Source organism: Bartonella sp. HY328, assembly GCF_025449335.1.
Taxonomy (GTDB): Bacteria; Pseudomonadota; Alphaproteobacteria; order Rhizobiales; family Rhizobiaceae; genus HY038.
On record NZ_CP104883.1, the window covers coordinates 3,061,361 to 3,082,769 of the forward strand.

22 protein-coding genes are annotated in these 21,409 nt (G+C 39.7%); 7 read left to right on the forward strand and 15 right to left on the reverse strand.

Features of this window, described 5'->3' with window-relative positions:
• Positions 1–287 precede the first annotated feature (287 nt).
• Positions 288–1,916 (reverse strand): alpha-D-glucose phosphate-specific phosphoglucomutase, encoded by a 1,629-nt coding sequence (locus N5852_RS13010; protein ID WP_262098189.1) that lies wholly within the window; start codon positions 1,914–1,916, stop codon positions 288–290.
• 485 nt (positions 1,917–2,401) lie between these two features.
• Here N5852_RS13010 and N5852_RS13015 point away from each other — a divergent pair, with 485 nt between their 5' ends.
• Positions 2,402–2,941 carry a peroxiredoxin gene (locus N5852_RS13015; protein ID WP_262099774.1) on the forward strand — a complete coding sequence of 180 codons (540 nt, stop codon included), beginning with the start codon at positions 2,402–2,404 and terminating at the stop codon, positions 2,939–2,941.
• Positions 2,942–3,039: 98 nt separating this feature from the next.
• On the opposite strand, the gene N5852_RS13020 is transcribed toward N5852_RS13015, so the two are convergent.
• Both N5852_RS13020 and hpaR read right to left on the reverse strand, forming a co-directional pair.
• On the reverse strand, positions 3,040–3,642 hold the full coding sequence (locus tag N5852_RS13020; RefSeq protein WP_262098190.1) for a biotin transporter BioY: 603 nt from the start codon (positions 3,640–3,642) through the stop codon (positions 3,040–3,042).
• 129 nt (positions 3,643–3,771) lie between these two features.
• Entirely contained in the window at positions 3,772–4,215 is a 444-nt protein-coding gene (gene hpaR, locus N5852_RS13025) for a homoprotocatechuate degradation operon regulator HpaR (protein WP_262098191.1), read from the reverse strand.
• Between the two features lie 530 nt (positions 4,216–4,745).
• Between hpaR and N5852_RS13030 the strand changes: the two genes are divergently transcribed.
• Together N5852_RS13030 and N5852_RS13035 are read left to right on the forward strand one after the other, a co-directional pair.
• A complete protein-coding gene (locus N5852_RS13030; protein ID WP_262098192.1) occupies positions 4,746–5,372 on the forward strand; it encodes a hypothetical protein in 627 nt (208 codons plus the stop codon).
• A 189-nt stretch (positions 5,373–5,561) separates the two neighbouring features.
• Entirely contained in the window at positions 5,562–5,894 is a 333-nt protein-coding gene (locus N5852_RS13035; protein ID WP_262098193.1) for a protein tyrosine phosphatase family protein, read from the forward strand.
• A gap of 105 nt (positions 5,895–5,999) precedes the next feature.
• Here N5852_RS13035 and N5852_RS13040 read toward each other — a convergent pair whose 3' ends face one another.
• The 6 genes from N5852_RS13040 to N5852_RS13065 form a co-directional block, all read right to left on the reverse strand.
• Complete coding sequence (locus N5852_RS13040) at positions 6,000–6,452, reverse strand: SH3 domain-containing protein (protein ID WP_262098194.1); 453 nt, start codon at positions 6,450–6,452, stop codon at positions 6,000–6,002.
• 411 nt (positions 6,453–6,863) lie between these two features.
• Entirely contained in the window at positions 6,864–7,262 is a 399-nt protein-coding gene (locus tag N5852_RS13045) for an SH3 domain-containing protein (RefSeq protein WP_262098195.1), read from the reverse strand.
• 356 nt (positions 7,263–7,618) lie between these two features.
• Entirely contained in the window at positions 7,619–9,028 is a 1,410-nt protein-coding gene (gene leuC / locus N5852_RS13050; protein ID WP_262098196.1) for a 3-isopropylmalate dehydratase large subunit, read from the reverse strand.
• Between the two features lie 401 nt (positions 9,029–9,429).
• On the reverse strand, positions 9,430–10,719 hold the full coding sequence (locus N5852_RS13055; RefSeq protein WP_262098197.1) for an ATP-binding protein: 1,290 nt from the start codon (positions 10,717–10,719) through the stop codon (positions 9,430–9,432).
• Positions 10,720–10,721: 2 nt separating this feature from the next.
• The gene (locus N5852_RS13060) at positions 10,722–11,381 is read right to left on the reverse strand and encodes a response regulator transcription factor (RefSeq protein WP_182417834.1); all 660 of its coding nucleotides are present in this window, start codon (positions 11,379–11,381) and stop codon (positions 10,722–10,724) included.
• Positions 11,378–11,683 (reverse strand): PepSY domain-containing protein, encoded by a 306-nt coding sequence (locus N5852_RS13065; RefSeq protein WP_182417835.1) that lies wholly within the window; start codon positions 11,681–11,683, stop codon positions 11,378–11,380. The genes N5852_RS13060 and N5852_RS13065 overlap by 4 nt, the downstream gene beginning before the upstream one ends.
• A gap of 108 nt (positions 11,684–11,791) precedes the next feature.
• Between N5852_RS13065 and N5852_RS13070 the strand changes: the two genes are divergently transcribed.
• Both N5852_RS13070 and N5852_RS13075 read left to right on the forward strand, forming a co-directional pair.
• Positions 11,792–12,124, forward strand: coding sequence for a PepSY domain-containing protein (locus N5852_RS13070; protein WP_262098198.1), 333 nt, complete (start codon positions 11,792–11,794; stop codon positions 12,122–12,124).
• 649 nt (positions 12,125–12,773) lie between these two features.
• Entirely contained in the window at positions 12,774–13,367 is a 594-nt protein-coding gene (locus N5852_RS13075) for an IMPACT family protein (RefSeq protein ID WP_262098199.1), read from the forward strand.
• 60 nt (positions 13,368–13,427) lie between these two features.
• Here the strand turns inward: N5852_RS13075 and N5852_RS13080 are convergent, their stop codons facing one another.
• Positions 13,428–14,060 carry an NAD(P)-dependent oxidoreductase gene (locus N5852_RS13080; protein ID WP_262098201.1) on the reverse strand — a complete coding sequence of 211 codons (633 nt, stop codon included), beginning with the start codon at positions 14,058–14,060 and terminating at the stop codon, positions 13,428–13,430.
• Between the two features lie 125 nt (positions 14,061–14,185).
• Here N5852_RS13080 and N5852_RS13085 point away from each other — a divergent pair, with 125 nt between their 5' ends.
• Positions 14,186–14,521, forward strand: a complete 336-nt coding sequence (locus tag N5852_RS13085; RefSeq protein ID WP_262098202.1) for a winged helix-turn-helix transcriptional regulator — start codon at positions 14,186–14,188, stop codon at positions 14,519–14,521.
• 42 nt (positions 14,522–14,563) lie between these two features.
• Here N5852_RS13085 and N5852_RS13090 read toward each other — a convergent pair whose 3' ends face one another.
• Complete coding sequence (locus N5852_RS13090) at positions 14,564–16,096, reverse strand: hypothetical protein (RefSeq protein ID WP_262098203.1); 1,533 nt, start codon at positions 16,094–16,096, stop codon at positions 14,564–14,566.
• Between the two features lie 487 nt (positions 16,097–16,583).
• Positions 16,584–17,483, reverse strand: coding sequence for a DnaJ C-terminal domain-containing protein (locus N5852_RS13095; protein WP_262098205.1), 900 nt, complete (start codon positions 17,481–17,483; stop codon positions 16,584–16,586).
• A 607-nt stretch (positions 17,484–18,090) separates the two neighbouring features.
• Here N5852_RS13095 and N5852_RS13100 point away from each other — a divergent pair.
• Positions 18,091–19,038 carry a ketopantoate reductase family protein gene (locus N5852_RS13100; protein WP_262098206.1) on the forward strand — a complete coding sequence of 316 codons (948 nt, stop codon included), beginning with the start codon at positions 18,091–18,093 and terminating at the stop codon, positions 19,036–19,038.
• A gap of 88 nt (positions 19,039–19,126) precedes the next feature.
• Here N5852_RS13100 and N5852_RS13105 read toward each other — a convergent pair whose 3' ends face one another.
• The 3 genes from N5852_RS13105 to N5852_RS13115 form a co-directional block, all read right to left on the reverse strand.
• Positions 19,127–19,465 (reverse strand): tRNA-binding protein, encoded by a 339-nt coding sequence (locus N5852_RS13105; RefSeq protein ID WP_262099775.1) that lies wholly within the window; start codon positions 19,463–19,465, stop codon positions 19,127–19,129.
• Between the two features lie 54 nt (positions 19,466–19,519).
• A complete protein-coding gene (locus N5852_RS13110; RefSeq protein WP_262098208.1) occupies positions 19,520–20,002 on the reverse strand; it encodes a hypothetical protein in 483 nt (160 codons plus the stop codon).
• Between the two features lie 253 nt (positions 20,003–20,255).
• The gene (locus tag N5852_RS13115) at positions 20,256–21,407 is read right to left on the reverse strand and encodes a M24 family metallopeptidase (RefSeq protein WP_262098209.1); all 1,152 of its coding nucleotides are present in this window, start codon (positions 21,405–21,407) and stop codon (positions 20,256–20,258) included.
• Positions 21,408–21,409 lie beyond the last annotated feature (2 nt).

Sequence of the window (21,409 nt, forward strand, 5' to 3'; positions counted from 1 at the left end):
CCCTGTATTTTAAACAATGCAATATTGTCTTGAGCCTATGCCATAGCTTTAACTTTTCTTCAAGCAAATGGCAAAAATTTTATTAGAAAATAACCCATCCATAACAAAATTATGATAACCTTTGTCAATTCCCACAGGTTTAAACTTAAATTTTCAGAGCTTTTAATTGAGATATTTTTTTTGCAACTCTATTAATTCAACAGCAAAACCAAAAAATTTAAGCTGTTGAATATGTTTATTTTTATATCATTTAATTATAATAAATTTAATTACATAGTAACACTTGATTAAGTAATTACACTGGGCTTATCGCGACCAAGCTTGGTATGCAAATCGGTTAACTCATTAGCGATAGAGACGAGCTTAGCCAAGGCAACTTGCGTATCAAGATTATGGTTTTGTGCATCACGCTCATAATGTTCCATATAAAGACGTAAAGTCGCGCCCTGTGTACCCGTACCCGATAAACGAAACACAATACGTGCACCGCCATCAAAGAAAATACGAATACCTTGATGGGCACTCACCGAACCATCAATAGTATCATGATAGGAAAAATCATCAGCCTTGCTGATGGTTAAACCTTGAAACTCTTTGCCAACAAGGGCTGTAAGACTATTACGTAATGTCTCCATAAGGTCTTGAGCAGCTTTTGTATCAACTTCCTCATAGTCATGGCGCGAATAATAATTGCGGCCAAAACGCGCCCAATGCGCACCAATAATCTCCTTGACGCTTTTTTGACTTGCTGCAAGGATATTAAGCCAAAATAGCACAGCCCAAAGACCATCCTTTTCACGCACATGGTTAGAACCTGTACCAAAACTTTCTTCACCGCAAAAAGTAACCTTGTCAGCATCTAACAAATTGCCAAAAAATTTCCATCCTGTTGGCGTTTCAAACATATTGATTTTAAGATCTTCCGCAACACGGTCTGCCGCTTCACTGGTTGGCATCGAGCGTGCAATACCGCTCACCTTATCTTTATAAGCCTTTACAAGGTTGGCATTGGCAGCAATAACGGCCAAAGAATCAGACGGCGTTACAAATATATCGCGGCCAATAATAAGATTGCGGTCGCCATCGCCATCAGATGCTGCGCCAAGATCTGGCGCTTTTGGCGACAACATTAATTCATAAAGATCATGGGCATGCACAAGATTGGGATCTGGATGATGGCCGCCAAAATCAGGCAATGGCACGGCATTAACCACACTGCCTTTGGCAAAGCCTAAGCGGTTTTCAAAAATTTCAAGACCATAGGGACCGGTAACTGCATGCATAGCATCAAAGCGTATGGTAAGCCCTTCGCCAACCTTGGCTTTAATTAAATTAAAGTCAAAGAGCTCTTCCATGAGATCCGCATAATCTTTAACCGGATCAATAATTTCTACCACCATATCACCGATAAGGTAATGTCCAGTAACATCAAGATCGATATCTTCACTATCTTCAATTAAATATTCATCAATAACTTTGGATCGCGCAAATATGGCATTGGTGACTTTTTCAGGTGCCGGACCACCATTGGCAATATTATATTTAATGCCAAAATCGCCATTTGGTCCACCCATATTATGGCTGGCCGACAGAATAATTCCACCAAGTGCTTTAAACTTTCGAATAAGATGAGAAGCTGCTGGCGTAGACAAAATGCCGCCACGACCAATCATTAATTTTTCAAAACCATTGGCAGCGGCCATTTTAATCAGTTTTTGGATAACTTCACGATTATAATAACGCCCATCTCCACCAACAATGAGCAAGGCTCCGGCTTTTTCTCCCACACAGTCAAAAATTGACTGAATAAAATTTTCGGCATAATTCTTGGTCTGGAACACGCTTACTTTTTTACGAAGCCCAGAAGTTCCAGGATTCTGATCAGAAAATGGCTCTGTTTTAATACGCTGTAACATAAAATTATCCAGTTTTTAAATTCAACTTAAATAGCATAATAGCTTAAGCGTAACAAAATACCAATATGATATTAAGCCACAGTTATTGCACCTTTTAGTAATGCACTTTATTAATATTGATTACTGCTGGCTTTTTTGCCGTTATCTTCTTTAAGGTTGGCTTTTTATCGGTGGAGGTTGCCGGATTTTTTGAATAATGATCATAAAAATTACCGAAACAGGCAAATAGAAAATCCTCGATAAGACAACGACTATATTTTTAAATTATAACGACCATAAGCCCAGATTATCGGTCTTCACTCGGCTAAGATTACATTTTTTATTTATTCTAAATATACTAAAATCCTTTGACTATAATCAAAAATTTAGTTAATAATGCAGCTATTAGACTAACCATTTTCCAATAGCCTTATTGCGTTGATGAACCTTTCTGTTTTGCAGGTAAGGCTATTTTTTATTATAATCTTTAGGAGTAATTTATTATGATGATCGGTAGAAAAGTTCCTGATGTTACATTTCGCACTCGTATTCGCGATGAATCAATCGGGGGCTCTAATCCTTACCGTTGGCAAGATGTGACATCAGCTGATTATTTTGCAAATAAGCGTGTTATTCTTTTTTCTCTACCAGGGGCTTTTACCCCAACCTGCTCAACCTTCCAATTGCCTGATTTTGAAAAACTATATCCTGATTTTCAAGCGCTTGGCATTGATGCTATTTATTGCCTTTCAGTCAATGATGCGTTTGTCATGAATGCATGGGGCAAGCAGCAAGGCGTGCAAAACATTAAACTTATTCCAGATGGTTCTGGCGAATTTACCCGCAGAATGGGCATGCTAGTGCGCAAAGATAATGTTGGTTTTGGCTTGCGTTCATGGCGTTATGCTGCGGTTATCAATAATGGTACTATTGAACAATGGTTTGAAGAAGAAGGCTTGAGCGATAATTGCGATAGCGATCCTTATGGTGCATCATCACCACAAAATATTTTGGAAGTTTTAAAAGCAGAAGCTGCAGCAGCTTAATAGGTCACACCGACAGCCTAAAGTCAAACCTTACAATTATTTCTTAAGATAAAAGGCGTCTGCATTGCGACAATGCAGACGCCTTAATTTTATGAAATTTAATCAAATATCTTTTTCCAGTCATCAATTTTTTTAGCTGCATCAGATCCAAATTGACCTGGCAACGCTTTATGCAGCACTTTTAAAATACCAAAAACAATCGCGACTTTAACAAGATCTATGGGTATAAAAGCTAGATTGGCTAAAATTATTTGCCACAAAGTTGTGTTAATTGCCATAATGCGCGACCAAAAGTATAGCCAAACGATACCAAAGAAATAAACCGTGAAAATACCGCCAAGTATAAGTGCAATAATTTCCTTAACAGGTGTAATATTATTGCGAAAGAGATTAAATAAAAAACCTATAACCGCAGCGCCAAAAGCCCAGCCAACGAAATAACCTGCGGTAGCGCCCATAAAAACGCCAAGACCACCACGGCCTCCCGACAAAATCGGCAAACCCACGGCAACCAAAATCCAGATGATTAAAATGGCGCAAACTCCGCGCTTTACTCCCAATAAAGCACCGGCAAGCATAACCCCAAGACTTTGCGTGGTAATTGGCACTGGAATGAAGGGAATAGTAAAAGCCGGTATAAAACCAAGTACAATGATAAAGGCCGCCATTAATGCGATAAGCACTACATCTTTTATAGTCACGCCAATTTCCTTTTTGTTACAGATTTTAGTAATATACCAGCTTTCCAAATTCAATTGAAGCACTTAGTGTTAACTAAGATTATGAAAAGCCTCAACACGATCATTTTGAGAAGTTTAGAAAATCAATCTTTACGAAGATTGCATCTCTTCAATTTCGTGCAGAAGTGTCAAAAGTTGCTGAAATTTTTCCTTCCCAAACCGCTCGACAAATGCACCATAAATTGCCTCTCCAACTGGGGTAATCTTATCTATCATCTCTATTCCCTCCCTCGAAAGTGCAAGCAAGGATCGCCGGCTATCAGATGGGTCTTTTTCGCGAATGATAAAATCGCGCTTTTCAAGGGTCCGCAATATGCGCGTAAGACTTGGTGAAAGAATACAAGATCGATTAGCAAGCTCCGTCGCTTCAAGAGGCGACTCTTCTCGCAAAACGCGTAAAACGCGCCATTGCTGCTCAGTCATATCAAATTCTGCAAGCATGCTTCGCAAATCACGAGTGATAATTTCACGCGCACGTAAAAGACTGACAGCCAAGCAATTTTTAATAAAACTTATTTGCTCCATATTTTTCATTCTATTATTATCCCTCAAATCGGACGAAACCAGAAAACCCAAAAAACGGAAGCACATATTGCAAATGCAAGCCCCTCAGACTTGCATTCGCGGCAGACAAGTTTTAGCAATTCTCAAGTTGCCAATATTGCGCAACTATTGGCGTTCATTCTTCTAATATATGTGAAAGTAGTTTTTATGATGCTACCTGTTCTAACAGGGCTTATTTTTTTGGTGTCAAAAGGCTAAATCCATATTTTAGTTTTAGTCCCCACATCGGGACATAAAGACAAATACATAGCGCTGTCAAAACATTTTTTTTAACTTTAGTTTATAATCACATAATGTTGAACAAATTCACAATCAATTTTGATTTACGAGGCATACATTTTATGACGCCCATTAAAAAGACAGCAATTAACCACAATACACCCTTACCACAACACGCATTGATACATTTCCACTTGATTTCGTTAATTGCCAATTCCACTTCGCAAATATTTGATTTAAAGTAGATCAATAGCCAATCAATCGATCAGGGATTTTTCAAGATGAAATTATTTTATGCAGTCCTTTTATTGAGTATTGGATTTTTTAATATTAATGCACCTGCAAATTCAACACCCCTTACCAGTATTAACACTGCAAACGGCGAAGATTTAAGCACACTTTCCATACGTTGGTGGCAATGGGTTACCAATGCTCCTGATGATTTAGATCCGCTTGCGGATGATACTGGCGCGCATTGCAATTATGCTCAGTCAGGCGATGTCTTTTTTCTTGCTCCTAGCTATAGCTTCGACAAGGTAACACGCAACTGTATTATCCCTAAGGATAAATATATTTTTTTTCCAGTCATCAGCATCATGCGTTGGGATACTGGCGACGGCTTATCTTGCGATGACTTAAAAAAAGAAGTCAATGCTGCCATTAATAGCGCGAGAGAAATGCTCAGCGAAGTTGATGGTCAAAAACTTGATGGAACTCGTGCGGCCACCACAAGCTGTTTTACAATCCCCGGCGATGAAGACCATTACGCGTCCGATGGTTATTGGATATTGCTGAACCCGCTAAGCGAAGGGCAACACCATTTACATTTTAAGGGCCTTATTGGTAATGAGGCAGCCATGGAAGATGAATATATGCAAGACATAGAATATAAAATCAATATAAAATAAAGCTGTAAATGTTAGTGAATTAAACTATTTAATAATCATTCTTGTAACAGCGTTAAAATACGCTATCTTATTAAAAATTAAAATCAAATATTATAAATTATCTTTTACATTATCCTTGGTTTTTACTCTCTTTTTTCAAGAGTTTGAGTATTAAGCAAATATTGAAACGGAACTAAGTTAGGAAAATTTATGAAGATCAAGCCAATTGATGATGGTGTTTATGTATGCGGTCAAATTGAACCAACAGATATGGCTGCTTTAAAGGAATTTGGCATCGCGACGATTATTTGCAATCGCCCTGATGACGAGGAAGCTAATCAACCATCCTTTGCCGACATCAAAAAAGCTGCTGATGCTGCAGGCATAGCCACCTATTATATTCCAGTTGTGCCTATGGGTATTGCTGAGGAAGATCTTGACGCCATGCGTAATGCCATTGCTGAGGCTGAAAAGCCGCTGCTTGCGTTTTGTCGTTCTGGTGGTCGATCAAGCACCATCTATGGCCTTGTTACAGATAACTAATCTTAAAGTTACAAACGCTTAATAAAAAGACCTATCTGATCGATCATGAAATCAGATAGGCCAAGTGGTTAGCTTGATTATAGCTAACGGGGATTGGTGAAATTCTTAACGCAAATGTTGTGGTGCAATTTTAGCCACATTGATGCGATTGTGATTAGCAGCTTTTGCTTCTGATTGTTCAGGCACAATAGTGATTGAAATGTTTAAGCCAGCAGAAGCAGTGCGGCCACCTGTTGCGCCAGCACTACCAGTTGCACCACCAGCACTCATTGAGCGAGCTTGGCTATTTGCTGCAGCCAATTGGCCTGAAAGCTTGTTGGTTTCAACCCAACCTTTTTGGTTGCCAGCAGTTACATAGCACCAAGCTGAATTACAAACACCAACATTAACTTGTGTCCCCTTAGCAATATTGCTTGTTACAGCTGCACTTGATGCAGGTGCATTATGCAATGATAAAGCAGGGGCTGAAATTGTGGTTGCTTGTGCGCAAAGTGCGCCGCTAATAACTGCGATTGCTAGAGTTGAAGCAGCGATGATTGATTTTGCAAAACGGTTCATGATCTTTATCCTTAAATTTTTATGGAAGAACCGCTCAAACCCATGAATTTAAACAAAGCTTCTCTATTCGCGAAAACTCGTTTCGCGCTTAAATGCTTCAAATTTTGACAAGGTTAGATTGTTAACGGGAAAGGCTTTTGGCTTCCTGTTATTAAATTCTTCCAGGGTTGTTTGGTTAATTGTTTAAGCTGCCTTTTAGTAAAGGTTGGCTTTTTTTGCCATTTGTCAGCGTTCTTGCAATCATAACGGCTTAGCCGGCAAAAGGTTCCAGATTTTTTAAATATAAACTTATATAATTTAAATACTAAAAACCTATCTTAAAAGAGATAAACCAAATAGGCTTTGGTTTGTATCAAAGTGAAATTTTGCTTAGATTACCTTTAATGGCACAATACCGTAAAGGTAAGCATTTTATTTTGAAACAGGAATAATTGTAATACTTATCTGCAAACTTGACACAGCAGTTGAATTACGAATAATCGACTGTTTATTTTTACCAATTTTTTGAACATAGCCATCTACCGTTTTTTTGTGATAATTATTGACAGCCACTTCCTTCGATATTTTCTTTTTCTCAACCCACCCCTTAATGGTTTTGGTTGTGATATGGCACCATTTAGCATTGCATGCTTTAATATCAAAATTGGTTCCTTTAGGAATTTTTGATATAATAGGATAAGCTGTTGATGGTCCCGAAAAAATAGATATGGATGGTGAGGATAAATTCAGAGCCGGAGCAAATTGAGGATTACCCATAAACATTATAACAAAGAAAAAAGTTGCAATACCATATTTTACAAAGCATTTCATGATTGTCCCTCGCATATTTATTGATGAGAAAACTAACAGAAATTTCCGCGCTTACTTTTCGCTTGTTACACTCCCTAAACAAAACATTTCTTATATTATACAAATAGAGGTTAGCTCACACTACGTTGCCACATATTAGCTTGAGGAGTTAGCGCTGTAACTTTAACATTTGATAATATATATATCAGCTAATCGTTTATTTTATCGCTAATTAAATTAGCTAAAACATAATTATATCAATATTATATTATAAATTAAAATATTTGTAAATACATATATAATAAATACTTAAAATCAAAAAACATAAAAAAAGCGGCCCAATGAGCCGCTTTTTATCAATCATAAAAGTTTATAGATTATTGCCACTCACGCACATCAACAAAATGGCCAGCAATTGCTGCAGCGGCAGCCATAGCAGGTGACACAAGATGAGTGCGCCCCTTATATCCTTGGCGACCTTCAAAATTACGGTTAGAGGTTGATGCACAACGCTCACCCGGTTTTAAACGGTCATCATTCATGGCAAGACACATAGAGCAACCAGGTTCACGCCACTCGAAACCAGCTTCGATAAAGATTTTATCCAAGCCTTCTTGTTCTGCCTGCTCTTTTACCAAGCCAGATCCAGGCACCACCATTGCTGATACAGTTGGCGCAACATGACGGCCCTTAGCGATAGAAGCGGCAGCGCGCAAATCTTCAATACGACCATTAGTACATGAACCAATAAACACGCGATCAATAGCAACATCAGTCATATGAATACCGGGTTTTAAATCCATATATTCAAGAGCGCGTTTTTTGGAGGCGCGCTTGTTTTCATCTGCAATATCATCAGGATTTGGCACAACACCGTTAATTGGCATGACATCTTCAGGTGATGACCCCCAAGTAACCGTTGGTGTTAAATTCGCTGCATCAATCGTGATTACTGTATCGTAAACTGCACCTTCATCACTTTTTAAAGTTTGCCAATAGGCAATGGCATCTTCAAGCATCTTACCTTCTGGTGAACGTGGGCGGCCTTTAATATATTCAAAAGTAATTTCATCCGGCGCGATAAGACCAGCGCGCGCACCACCCTCAATCGACATATTACAAATGGTCATACGTCCTTCCATCGAAAGCGCTTCGATGGCTTCGCCAGCATATTCAATCACATGGCCGGTACCACCTGCGGTACCAATTTCGCCAATAATGGCAAGGACAAGATCTTTTGCCGATACACCATCAGGCAATTTATTATTGACCTGCACAAGCATATTCTTAGCTTTTTTCTGGATAAGGGTTTGGGTTGCCAAAACATGTTCAACTTCCGATGTACCAATACCATGAGCCAAAGCACCAAAAGCGCCATGGGTTGAAGTATGGCTATCGCCACAAACAATAGTCATGCCTGGCAAGGTAAAGCCCTGCTCTGGTCCTACAATATGCACAACCCCTTGGCGAACATCACGTTCTGAATAATATTCAACGCCAAATTCAGCCGTATTGGCAGCAAGCGCCTCAACCTGAATGCGGCTTTCTTCGTTTTTAATGCCATTGACACGGTCGGGCGAAGTTGGAATATTATGATCAACCACCGCCAAGGTTTTTTCTGGATGGCGCACTTTGCGTTTTGCCATGCGCAACCCTTCAAATGCTTGCGGGCTAGTGACTTCATGCACGAGATGGCGGTCAATGTAAAGAAGGCAGGTGCCATCTTCTTGACGATCGACAATATGGCTATCAAAAATTTTGTCGTAGAGCGTACGCGGTGCACTCATTTTCATGTCCATTCTTTTCGCCTCTAGGGCTCTATTTGGCCATTAAGGCTCATTTTTTAAATAGGAAAATTGAATTTATCAAAAAGCCAAAGGTCAAGATTATAGCCTTTTGTAAAACTTGACTGAACAAGTAAAAAAGCTAGACCATAAGTCGGCTTAATGATGAGCCTGAAAAATACACAACAAAGCGACCTGGTAGCAGTTTATGATCCTGCACGTCCAAGCGCGTAATGGCTAATTGCCTAATAAGTGTATTTTTCAATAAAAACCTATTGTAACTCATAATTCTCTTTTAACATCTTTGATCTTGCTATGCAATCAGCTAGATTAGACCTTTTCCAAAAATATATGTTTTACATTAAATAGTACTATATTATTGCCTTTTAAATGGTCAATCAGATTTATTTATGAAAAATAATAACCCGTAATCCACCCAAAGGGCTGTCCTCTAAACGCATGGCAAAACCATAAGGTGCAAGAACATCACCGGCTATTGCAAGACCAAGACCCGTAGATTGCGCCCTTTCATCAAAGCGCACGCCGCGTTGCAATGCTAACTTGCGCCTTTCTTCATCCATACCTTCGCCATCATCATCGATAATAATTTGCTCAGCATTTGGTTGAAAAATAATAATTTTTTGTTTGGCATGACGAGCGGCATTTTCAAGGATTGTTCCTAACGCCTCGGCAAGATCTGCAACATCGATAGGCATAATTGCATTGTCATCAATATTATTTTGCCATTCTAAAGCTTCACCATAGGAAGTTGCCGACAAAACACGTACCAATTGCCGCGATAATTCGCCAAGATTACTGGATAATTTACCTTTATGAGCAGAAATTTCGGCGCGAGCGCGATGAAGCTCGCGGTCAATTTGGCGTTGCAAACCCCGCGATAAATCACGCAAAAGCACTGCAGCCTCCTTATTATTTTGTTCATCAAGGCGGCTACTTAAATTGCGCAAAGCAGCTAAAGGAGATTTTAAACCATGGGCCAAATCACCCGCCCGCTTTTGCGCCTCATCAATGCTTTGCGCTCTATTGTCTAATAAGCGATTTATCGTTTCAGTCAATGGGCGCAATTCCTTATAATAATTCGGTGTCATACGCTCATTCGTATTGCTGGTTATCTTTTCAACATTTTTACGCAAAACAGCTAAAGGTCTCAAGCCAAAGACAATTTGCACCCCAAACAAAACCGATAAAACTAAACCAAGTATAATAAGATAAATAGAAAGATCTGCAGCAAATTCATTGCGCGCTTTAATAATTTGCTGTTCATCAATTGCTATTTCAATTTGCAAAGGATGCCCTTGAAATACAACTTTACGAACCACCATCAAATAGCCACCAGAACGACCATTTTTTTCAGCTAGTGGTAAATTTAAATCCCATAGTGAACGCGATCTTATAATATCATCATTGCTTTTATCAATCACTTGCCAATAAAGACCACTATAGGGCTTTTCAAAATCTGGGATCACAAAGGGCAGATTAACGGCAATCTTGTTTTCATTGTTTAACGATATACCAGCAGCGATAGTCTCGGTCCAATTATTAAGCTGTACCGAAAACCGCCGCTCGACATGGCGCTCAAAAAGCAAGGAAAAACCAAGAAATGAAATAGCCAATGCGATAATAATAGCAATACAACCGGCTATAAATTGCCGCAATCGCAATGAAGCTTTCATAGCTATTGTCCAGTTAGGCGGTAACCAAGTCCGCGTCTTGTTTCAATAGCACTTGCACCAATTTTACGGCGCAACCTTGTTAATAATGCTTCCAATGCATTGGGATCGCGCGCATCAACATCACCATAAATATGTTCGGCGAGCTCACTTGGCGTCACCACCCGATCCTTGTGTAAACCCAAAAACTGCACAACACGATATTCAAGCGCCGATAAATCAACATTACGCCCATCAACGGTAATCCGCATCAAACGTGTATCAACAGCGATATTGCCAATCTGTAATATTGGATCTGCTTGCCCAACTGAACGACGAATAAGCGCACGCAAACGCGCAACCAATTCTAACATTTCAAAAGGCTTGGCAAGATAATCATCTGCTCCTGCGTCAATGCCTTCCACCCGCTCAATCCAACTGCCACGCGCACTTAAAATAATAACCGGCACCACTACACCAGCACGCCGCCATAACTTTAAAACGGTTAAGCCATCTTTAACAGGTAAGCCAAGATCAAGAACAATACCGTCATAATTTTCAGTTTCACCCTTAAACCAAGCATCATCACCATTATCGGTACTATCAACCGCAAAGCCAGCCTGTTCTAACGCGAGACACACATCATTGCGCAAAATAGCATCATCTTCAACAACAAGAACTTTCAATCGTCTATCTCGACTTTTAATATTTGGCCAGTTTTGGCATCCATTTCTATTTCACGTATTATGCCTGATGAATCAATAATTTTAAATTCATAAATATAGAGATGATCTTCTTCATCAAATTCAAGTTTTATAACGCTTGAATTTGGAAATGCTGCTTCAACAAAACCAAGCATTTGCGTCAACGGCATAATTTCACCGCGCGCCAAGGCTTGCCGCGCCGCCTCTTGATCATTACCTGAATAGGCTGGATAAATCACTCCTATAAGAGCAATAAAAACTGTGATATAAAATAATCTAACCATTTTTGTATCATGCACTTTTTAAACTGACAGAATGCTGACGACAGAAGTTAGGGCAGCGTCAGCACGACTCATTTAAAACATCAATCATCAAACCAAAGGAGATCAAAAATGGCGACTACACATAAAAAACTAACAGCTCTTACTCTTATCGCTGCAATGACCGTTTCTAGCTTAAGCCTGCCAGCTATGGCACAAAATGCTCCTGTTGGCGTACAACAACAAGCTCCTATCGGTATGCAGCAAGCCCCAATGGCAGCGCAAACCATGAACCGTATTTCTTGGTCACAAATGGTCAAGAGCCTTGAAGACCAAGGCTTTATCATTCGTGAAATTGAAACTGAACATGATGGTTGGAAAGCTGAAGTTTTCGACAAGAATGGTGCCCATTACAAACTTTATCTAAACGGCCAAGGCGCAATTGTTCATCAAAAATACGACTAATGAAGAATTGTAACCGATAATCTAATAAAAGCGTTTTATCTATTTGATAAAACGCTTTTTTGTATTTTAAGCTTTCAGACGCAAGCCCTTGCTTTACCTAGCTAACGCTTACCTGTTATTTTACGTTTTAAAATCATAATGCTTAAAATTATCAGCAGCATTGGTAATTTTTCCAAACAAATCAAATCTCTTACCAATTTCGGCGGCTCCATAGCGTATAAAATGGGTCTTATCGATATAAATTGGATATCCATTATAAAGCACAGGCAAAAACAGGCTTACAAAAAAGTTGCTGCCAACAATTAGCAATATGACATTGCGAACAATTTTATAAAAACACAGTAACAAATTAGAAAAAATAAGGTAAAATTGCTCTTCAACCGCTCAGGACCCAATATGCAAAGGTCGCCAAAACTTTGCATCGGCTGGAAAATACCCGTTTTACAAATTATGAAATAAAAATTGGCGTACAATAACATGCTTTATTAACGTTTTCCCACTGGTCTTGAAGTTAAAATAATTGCTTTACGCATTAGAAACCAGTTCAAAAAGGCGCATAGTTTTTGTGGCTCTTAGAAAAAGAGTCTATATAAGTATAAAGCCAACATGTTTCTTAACATCAAAATGAAAGAACGCAGCGTTAAAAGCCATGCCATTTACCCTTGCCCAACCAACCGAAATTGTAGAAGACATTAAAAAAAGTCGATTTTTAACCCGAGCTTTTCCTATTGCTTCGCTGGATGAATTTGATACAATGCTGACACAATTAAAGGCCAGTGAAGAGGCAACCCATCATTGTTGGGCATGGAAATTTGGCAATGCCTATCGCTTTAGCGATGATGGAGAACCAACTGGCACTGCTGGTAAGCCAATTTTAAATGCTATTGAAGGGCGTGATTGCGATAAGGTTGCCATTATTATCACCCGCTGGTATGGCGGCATACAGCTTGGCACTGGCGGCTTGGCGCGTGCTTATGGCGGTGGTGCAGCTCGCTGCTTGCAACAAGGCGAACTTGTGGAAATAATTGCAATGGCAAAATGCCAAATCCAATTGCAATTTTCCGAATGGCCAATTGTTGAAAACCGACTAGCAAATTATAAGGCAATGGTTTTAACTCAAGATTTTGGTGCTAATGGCGTTGACTTAGAGCTTGAAATGCCAGCCAGCAACTACCTAGCATTTATGGATTATCTCAAAGACTTGACACGCGGTAGAATTATGCTCGATTGTGATGAAAAATGAGGAAGGGGCGTTAAACGGCCATTTCCTCATTAAATCTTGGAACAAAATTGTGTCGCGCAACTATTGTGAAATCACTGTATAACGCTGTTTAATATGATTGCCTTGTTCTGATTCATCAATCATTGCAATGGCATAATCGGCATAGCTAATTTCACTTTTACCGTTGCTATCAACGATAAACTCTTCGCCGCCTTCTTGATATTTTCCAGTGCGTACACCATCAGCAACAAAGACAGCTGCTGGGCTTAAAAATGTCCAGTTGACATCATGGCGTTTTTTAAGTGCGTCCAGCGCGGTGGCCATAGAAAGTGCTAAAGGCTTATATTCTTCTGGAAAATCCGGACTATCAACCAAACGCGTCGTATGGCTTTCATCCAAATAAAGGCTCCCTGCCCCACCGACAATCAGCAAACGATTAGGATGGCCAGCTAATATATCAGCAAGATGCGCAAGCGAGGTTTGATATTGGTCTAATGTATCGGGGGTAAAGACTCCAAAAGCATTAATAATAACATCAAAATCGGCTAAATCTTGATAGGTCAAATCAAACAAATCTTTTATATAAGTTTTTGCACGTGGATCAGAGGCGACGCCTTTGCGGATAATCGCGGTGACATCATGACCACGATCCAAAGCTTCTTTTGTTAATAATTGCCCTGCACGGCCATTGGCAGCGATAATTGCTATTTTCATGATGAATACTCCTTTTTGGGTAAACCATAACATGATAGGATCTATTGTAAAGTAGGCACCTTTTTGTTATATAGGTTACTAAAAGATACTATCGATAAAAGCCTTCATATAATTAAGGGTATAAAATGCTTCCGCTACCGCCATGTCCTGTTGAAATTACCTTGCTTATTATCGGCAATCGCTGGAAACCGTTGATTATCCGAGACTTGCTTGATGGCACTAAGCGATTTGGACAGTTACGCAAAAGCATTGGCGATATTTCGCAAAAAGTACTGACTGCCAATTTACGTGAGCTGGAGGAACAAGGCATTGTGTCGCGCCAAATCTTTGCGCAAGTTCCGCCACGGGTCGACTATAGCCTCACAAAACGCGGTAAAACGCTTGAACCCATATTGAACGCAATGGCACATTGGGGCGAAAGTCACCGACAAGCATTAGCAATGACAAGATTACAGGACTAAAATTACCGATAAACTAGGCCTTACGTTTAAAAAGCCAGTTTATTATTGCGTATCAGCGCTTAAGCTTTTCCACTTAGCTAAGATATTAACGGCAAGGTTATGACAATGTCTATCAGGTGCCATTAAAGCGAGATCTAGCCATTTTTCGCCCCGTCTTGGGAATTGATGAAGTTTTTCTAGCACAGCCTTTAATAAATCACACAAAAAAGGTGACCATTGGGGGCTTTCAATCACGTTTTCTTGGTTAAGCCATGGTAGTAAAATCTGATTTTCAGCCAATAAAACCGCCGCATCAAAAAATTGATCATTATCGGTATCAAATAGGATAGACCAATAATTCATTTGCGGTAAGGCGCGTTGGCGTTCAAAATAATACGGCCAAGCATCAATATGCATAAAAGGCGCAGCATCGCTAGCACTTGCAAATTCTGCATCATCACCAAATTGTAATTTACGTAAAATTTGGGCTTTCCATCCCTGCCGTCGTGCCATAAGATTAATAGCAGCAACGGTTTTTTGCCGAAACTCCAAAGACCAACCAAGTCGCTCAAGATTTTGCCATTTTTCTTGATTATTTTCTTCAAGCAATGATTTAATGCAAAGAAGATTTTTAAATAATGAAACATCCTTAATAGCTGCTTCTTCAGCACTATCCACCAATAAAGATAATGCCTTAGTGCCTTGAATGAAAAAGGCAATGAGATAATCGCCATCCTCATCAGGCTGCATAAGAACGGCTAAAATTCCAGCCGCTGCCATCAATAATTTATCATCAGGCTCAAAAGCTTCCAGCGCGTGAACCAAACCACATTTGGTCGCGCATTTTAAGGCACAGATCGGCTGTGAACATGCCGTTTTATAGCCCTCACATAATAACCAATGACGGATTTCATTATTATTAGTGCCAACAAGGCGGTCCATTATAAATAATCGCCCCTTGCCATGGGTTTTCCGTGCTAACTCCCATGCAATATAATCATGCTGCTCATTGGGATGGATTTCCATCAACACAATAAAGGCAAATAGGGTAAAAGCTTCATGGCTGCCAAGCAGCATTAGAAATGCTTTATCTGATGATCTTGGTGACGCAAGGCCAAGTAATAATAGACCCGCACAAACGCCAAGCCGATCAGGACTGGCTTTAATTAACCAAAGGCTCAAACTGCGCAATTCATCTATACCAATTGAATCATCTTCATTGACGAGATCGACCAGTAAAAACAGCATATCGTGACTGTGAACATCAATTGTCAGTCGGTTATAAAATTCGTTAAGACTATTAGCATCAGGATGCTGGGCGGCTCGCCGCATGAAAGGCAAAATGCCCATAGCTTCCCGTTGTAAATAGTCTTCTAAGCTTTGCTTATCAATAATTGCGCCATCCTGATAAGTGCCAGCATCAAAGATAAAGGAATCAGGAAGTTCTACCCCTTCAAAACTTGCCCCTTGCGGTTGGGATTTTAAAAATTCATAAATTGAAGGGCGTTGAAAGCGAGCAATTTCAAGCAGCGCCGTTGCCTCTAATGGTGTTTGCGGCTTTTCATAGTAATCAAAAAAATTAATGACAACGCCCATTTAAGCTCCATGTGGGGCATATCGTTCAAATTAACGCACTATGCTCTCATAAATTTTACCGCATTTTGCGTCAAAACCGCTGGGGAATAATGAAGCCAAGCCTATCAACTTTTACAAAAGCTGTTTTTGGCAAACAAGACGATGCAGCATAAAACTAGACTATTATAGTTAAGTTTTATAATACAAGCTATTTTTTTTAACAAGCCAAAATACCAGCTAAAATCAATTTAATTCACTAATGCACTATTTTGAGATAAAATTACGCCTCGTTAAACTCGATATGCCATCGGAGCTAACCTTAGATCTACGCATTTTGAACGCGAAATTACTATACCCATTTTCCAAAAATGCCCAAACATACAAAAATGGCCCGCATAAGCGAGCCATTTTAAAATCATTCTTTTATTGCTTTAGCACTAACATGTCTTGGCTCATTAATTTAGCAGATTGTCGAGACTGCATGAATTGCGCTTTAAAACTTGGCCTATCAGCCATCACCCTTTAAAAAATCAATCAGCGCTTCATCTTTTTCTTGAGGCAGCATGATGCGTATATGAACATAAAAATCGGCACGCCCACCAATTTTTAGTGGTAAGCCCTTACCTTTTAACCGCAAGACGCGATCAGAACTTGACCAAGCAGGAACCGAAACAGCAACCCGACCATCTAAAGTTTCAACTTCTTCCTTAGCACCAAGAACGGCATTTTTTAAGGCAACCGGTAAATCAAAATGGATCTCACGCCCTTCAAGCCTGAATTTTGGGTGCTTTTTAAAATGAATTGTAATCAAGGCATCACCATCAGTACCACCTGGCATGGTCTCACCTTGGCCTTTTAAGCGAATGACTTGACCGTCCTCAACAAATTCGGGCAATTTAATCTTGAGATTTTTGCCATTTGGAAATATGGCTTCAACCTTATCCGCCCCTACCGCTTGTTCAAGACTGATTGAAATTGATGCAGTTATATCTGCGCCTTTGCGTTTTTGCTGGGCGCGATGTGCACCGCCGCCAAAGGGTGATGAAGCGCCACGACCAAAAATTTCGCTAAAAAACGAATCATCGGTGTCAAAGCCGCTCGTGCTAAAGCCGGATGTACGTCTTCCACCGCCAAAATCTCCAAATGGGCTCCCGCCACCTGTCCCTTGGAAACCTTGATAGGTTGGCTTACCTTCACTATCAATCTCGCCGCGGTCAAACTGGCCCCGTTTTTCTTTATCACCTAAAATTTCATAGGCTTGACTGATTTCGGAAAACCGTGCTTGAGCATTTTTATCATCCTTATTATGGTCAGGATGGTATTTTTTGGCTAATTTACGAAAAGCCGATTTAATCTCTTCCGGTTTTGCCGAACGTGCAACGCCTAAAACCGTATAGGGATCACGCATATTGTCCTCTTTCTCGTGGCGACATCAAGCAGGCCACATCATTAAATTCTAAAACCTGCCAATACTCATAAAAAAACTTTAGAGCAACCAATTGACAATTGCAATTTAACAATCGCAATTTCGAATGTCCCCTTGTCTAACATAGTTTTGTCTAACATAGTTTTGTCTAACATAGCTTTTATAGTCTTTCTAGAGCAAGCAGCTTGCAGGCTAGGCCGTTATTCAAACTAATCTTTTGTTTTTAAGAGCTTTACGCTAAAAATATATTCTATATTTCACTAAAGATACTCCAAAACAATAGAAAAACCAATTTTTCACGCCCCACCTAAATAGTACACACCCATCAAATTTCAGTCCTTAAATCTTTCTTAAATTTGAAAGTAAGGTTTTGCCTTATATATATGAAATCATATTAATCTTTGCGAGTGGCTGATAATATAATTTATCAAAATTTTCGGTTATAACCGCTATAAATAAATGTGATTTTCTATTTTTATTGAAAAATGCTTTAGATAATATTCATGATAGGCTTATTGCTGGAGCCAATGATTTTACAGTTGGGCCTATTAGATAAAAACGATTAGTCATTATTTTATTGGAGGGTGGCATGGAACGGCCAAGAATATTGGTTTTAGGTGCTGGAGGAATTGGTGGCTATTATGGAGGACGCCTTGCCGAAATTGGCGGCGATGTCACTTTTCTCGTTCGGGAAAAACGGCAAGTCAATATTGAACAAAACGGCCTTATCATTGCAAGTCCTGCAGGCAACGCGATTATAAAGGCAAAAACTATACTCGCTAGCGAGTTGCAGCCAAATTATGATTTCATATTTTTAACCTGTAAAGCCTATGATCTTGAGGACGCTATCGCCGCGATTGCTCCAGCTATGAGTGAAGGGGCTTCAGTTATTCCATTTTTAAATGGCATGGCCCATATGGATAGATTGAATGAGATTTTTGGTAAAGCCAATGTTCTTGGCGGTTCGGTAATTATTCAGGCAACGCTTGGACAAGACGGTATTATCCACCACCTTAATAATACAGCTGCATTGGTCTTTGGTGAGCAAGATGGCGGATTGAGTGAGCGAACCGCAATACTGGACAGTGCATTTAATGGTGCTAAAGGATTACAAGTTTCAGCCGTTCCCGATATTTTGCAACGAATGTGGAATAAATGGGTGCAGTTATCGGCGTTTGCTGGCATGACCTGCCTGATGCGTGCAAGCCTTGGCGATATTAACCGTGCCCATGGTGGGCGTGAAGCCATGTCGCGCTATATCATTACCAATGCAGAAATTGCCGCCCATTATGGATTTGCGGTTAATGCAGACGCATTTGATGCTATAAAACATTTATTGTTGGATGATCAATCGGTTGGCACATCTTCAATGTTACGTGATATTGAACATGGCAATCGTGTCGAAGGCGATCATATTTTAGGTGACCTTTTACAACGCGCCGAGGCTGCAAATATTAAGCATCCAATTCTTGAGCTTGCCTATAGCCATGTCAAAGCATATGAAGAGCGTAAAAAACGTGAAACTAGTCCACTTTAATATTTAGTCTTTATAGTTTTGTTTTGCCTGCTAATAAATTTTGGTTTTACCGGCCTATTCAAGGTAAAACCAGAATAAAGTGATGCCTTTAAAACATACGTCCACCAAGTGGTACCGTTTTATCGGGAGTTAGCAACACAACATCGCCTTTTTCATCGGGAAGTCCAAGCGTCAGCACTTCAGACATGAAAGGGCCAATTTGGCGTGGCGGAAAATTGACCACCGCTAAAACCAGCTTTCCAACAAGATCATCAAGCTGATAATGACTGGTGATTTGTGCTGATGATTTTTTAATTCCAATGTCAGCCCCAAAATCAATCAGCAATTTATAAGCAGGCTTGCGGGCTTGCGGAAAAGTCTCAGCCGCAATGATCTTGCCAACACGGATATCAACTTTTTCGAAATCTGCAAAATCGATCACTTTTATCTCCTCTGTCAAAATGATATTGGGCGTAATAGCTCCACTTGCGAGACAAAACCATCAAAGATTACCGCGATTGGTTGCTACCCATGCGCCAAGTTGACGAATAGTTTGTGTTGCAATTGCGTCATATCCGTCTTTGGTGATACTTGCCCAAAAGCCGTCGCGCGCCGGTACCAATACACGATTTAGCACATATTTTCCTTCAATGCGGTGTAGTCGTGATCCATCCTTATCGACAATATCAAAGACATAAAGAACCATATTTTCATCAGGGCTTTCATCAACTATAACCGAGAAGTAGCCCTTTATATAATATTGCGCTTTATCAGGCATGCCGCGGTAAATTTTGATTTTTTGCTCATCACCTTCATCAATAAAAGCATCGCTAAGTTGTTTGGCCGCAGCAACGGTTGCATTATCAAGTGAAATAATACCAAAAGCAGGAGTTGAAGCAGTTTTGCTACCAAAACCTAAATGTTGACAGCCTGTCAAAATTAAAAAAGTAAATATAGAAAAAAAAGTAAAAATTTTGTTTTTCATCAAATTTTCAACATTTCGAGAAATCATGGAATTATTTTAAACGCAATTTACAATAAAAAAAGCGATATTTTTGCTTTATGCATGAATTTTTTGCAATAAATATTAATTACAAAATTATCTGCCTATATGTGAGCTTGGAAATACTCAATATATGCAAATGTGACGCAACCTATTTTATTTTGATATTTTATAAACCAGCTATAATTTTTCCAGCAATACACTAGCAATAATAATCAATGTTTTTATTTACCTTTTAACGCAAAATTGGATTTAACGTATGGCGAGACAATGGCTTTGCGCCTTCTTCATCAATAAGATAAGAAGCACCTAGGGTCATTGCCGTACCACTATCTGAATCAAAAAGCATGGCATGGGCGAAAAGTGTCATATCGGGCACAATTTCAAATGGGCTTTCTGCTTCAAAATGTTCCATTTCCATCCATGTCGGTGCAAAGCGGGCACCAATGGAGTAGCCGCAAGAACTCAAACGATGGCGTGTTAAGTCATGCTTTTCCATAACGGCAGTAAACGTATCAAAAATACCAGAAAATATTGCCCCCGGTTTCATTGCCGTTTGAATAGCTAAAATGGCTTCAAATGCTGCATCGTAAAGCTGGTGATGGCGCGGCGTTGGAGTGCCGATCAATATCGTGCGCAGCATCGGAGCATGATAATGGCGATAGGCTCCGGCCCATTCAAGGGTTAATTGGTCATTGTCATCAAGTTTGCGCCGACCGGTTTTAGAACGACATAAAAGCGCATCCTTACCTGAACCAATAATATAATCATTGGCTGGAAAATCACCGCCACCAATAAAATTAGCGCCAATCATAGCAGCTAAAATTTCACCTTCATCGCTGCCTGCTTGAATTTTGGGTAAAGCCGCATCAAGCACATCATCGGATAATTGCGCAGCTTTTTTAATGTAGGCAATCTCTTCTTGGCTTTTTATTAAACGCAAATGGTCAATCACACCAGAAATATCGACAATTTTGGCAAAGCTAGCCAATTGCTCGTCAACAAGACGACAACTTGCACCATCAAGACCATAAGAGCGATATTCCAAACCAATACGACAACCCAAAAGCTCCATATCGCTTAAAAGATTGCGTAAATCAAAAGCTGGGTTAGCATTTTCACGGTCACGCCAAATAACAATATTTTTGATTGTTGATGTTTCTTGCGCTTGGCGCAAATCTGGCAAACGCGTTAATAATACTTTTTCACCATCTGCTTTAACAATAAGACATTGAAAGAAGCAAAAGCCAAATGTATCAAAGCCCGTTAACCAGTAAAGACTTTCTTGCGAAAAAAGTACCACAGCATCCAGTTTATCAATCGTCATTTTTTCGATTAGGCGGGCTTCACGCTTTTTAAATTCTTCGGTAGAAAAATATAAACCCATTC